This window comes from uncultured Leptotrichia sp., from assembly GCF_938036635.1.
In the GTDB taxonomy this organism is placed as follows: Bacteria; Fusobacteriota; Fusobacteriia; order Fusobacteriales; family Leptotrichiaceae; genus Leptotrichia; species Leptotrichia hongkongensis.
Genome location: NZ_CALHQO010000131.1, coordinates 1 through 1,496, shown reverse-complemented (window position 1 = coordinate 1,496; position 1,496 = coordinate 1). Strand labels below are relative to the sequence as shown.

At 30.1% G+C, this 1,496-nt stretch carries 1 protein-coding gene; it reads left to right on the top strand.

Translation table 11 applies throughout. The features are described 5' to 3' along the window. On the top strand, positions 1–1,496 hold a 1,496-nt coding region (locus Q0370_RS02480), incomplete at both ends, for a DEAD/DEAH box helicase (protein WP_299571665.1).

The window sequence follows — 1,496 nt, the reverse complement described above, 5'->3', positions numbered from 1 at the left end:
GCAGATGCTCAGATTATTGAGTTAGAGTATAGAATGTATGTTGGATTTAGGGCAAAGCAGTTAAAGTCGGATGACATTGTACTAGTGATTGATAGAAATGAATTTTTAGCAATGGCTGATATTATTGATGAAAAATATTCAGAAAAAGTGAATATTAATGTAAGTGATAAAATAAAAAAAGTTCGTAAAATTGGCGTGGATATTAATATAAGATCTGTAGGAAATGAACTTTTTAGTGTAAATTTCAATATTGAGGGAATTGATGAGAAGGATGTTAAAACAGTTCTGGAATCGGTAAGAAATGAAGAGAAATTTGTGACATTGTCAAGCGGTGAACTTGTAAAAATTGCCAATAGGAGCACTGAAGAAATGGTTGGAATCGTTGATGCAATGAACGATTTGAAAATTGGTGAAAATAAAATTTCTAAAATAAAGGCATTGCAGCTGGCACAGGTTTCTAGCAGTATTAACAAGGAATTGAATGAAATTGAAGAATTTAAGCAGCTTTTTCAGAAAATAAAAAAACGTGAAAATAAAGAGCCTTCAAATATAAAGGTAAAATTATTTCCATATCAGCAAATTGGGTTTAATTGGCTTAAAAATATGTATGATATTGGATTTGGTGGGATTTTGGCAGATGATATGGGACTTGGGAAAACTTTGCAGGCGATTTCGCTTATTTCGGAAATTCAGCTAGAAAATAAGGATTTGTTTGGAATAATTATTGTTCCAACTTCACTTTTGCATAATTGGAAGGAAGAATTTTATAAATTTTCGGATATAAAGCCAATTCTTGTGGAGGGAACTGCCAATACAAGAAAAGAGCTAATTGAGAAAGCTGAAAAAGGAATTTTGATAACAACTTATCAGACTTTTAGAAATGATGTAAAAAATTATAAAAACAAAAAATTCGATGTGGCAATACTAGATGAGGCTCAAAATATAAAAAATGTATCTTCACTTGTAAAAAAAGCAACAGATAAGCTAAACAGCTCTGTAAATTTTGCACTTACAGGAACTCCAATCGAAAACAGCATTATGGAACTCTGGTCAATTTTTGATTTTATCTTGCCTGGTTATTTAGACAACATAACAAAATTCAGAAAAAAATATAAAAATTCATTAAATAATCCAGATTCAAAAAAAATATTTAATTTGAAAAATATAGTTTCTCCATTTATTCTGCGAAGAACAAAAGATGAAGTGCTAACAGAATTGCCTGAAAAAGTTGAAAATAATATGATTGTAGAATTGAGCAAAGAGCAGAAAAAGCTGTATATGGCTTATGTTAAAAGGGCGAAGAAGGAGCTTAGGGGATTTGACAAGGAGGAAAATAACAACCTAAAAGTTCTGGCAATTTTGACAAAATTACGGCAAATTTGTAATTCTCCACAATTATTTGATGAGAATTATACTGGTGAAGTTGCTAAAATTGAATTATTGAGGGAAATGATACCAGATATTTTAGAAAATGGTCATAGAATGATTATTTTTTC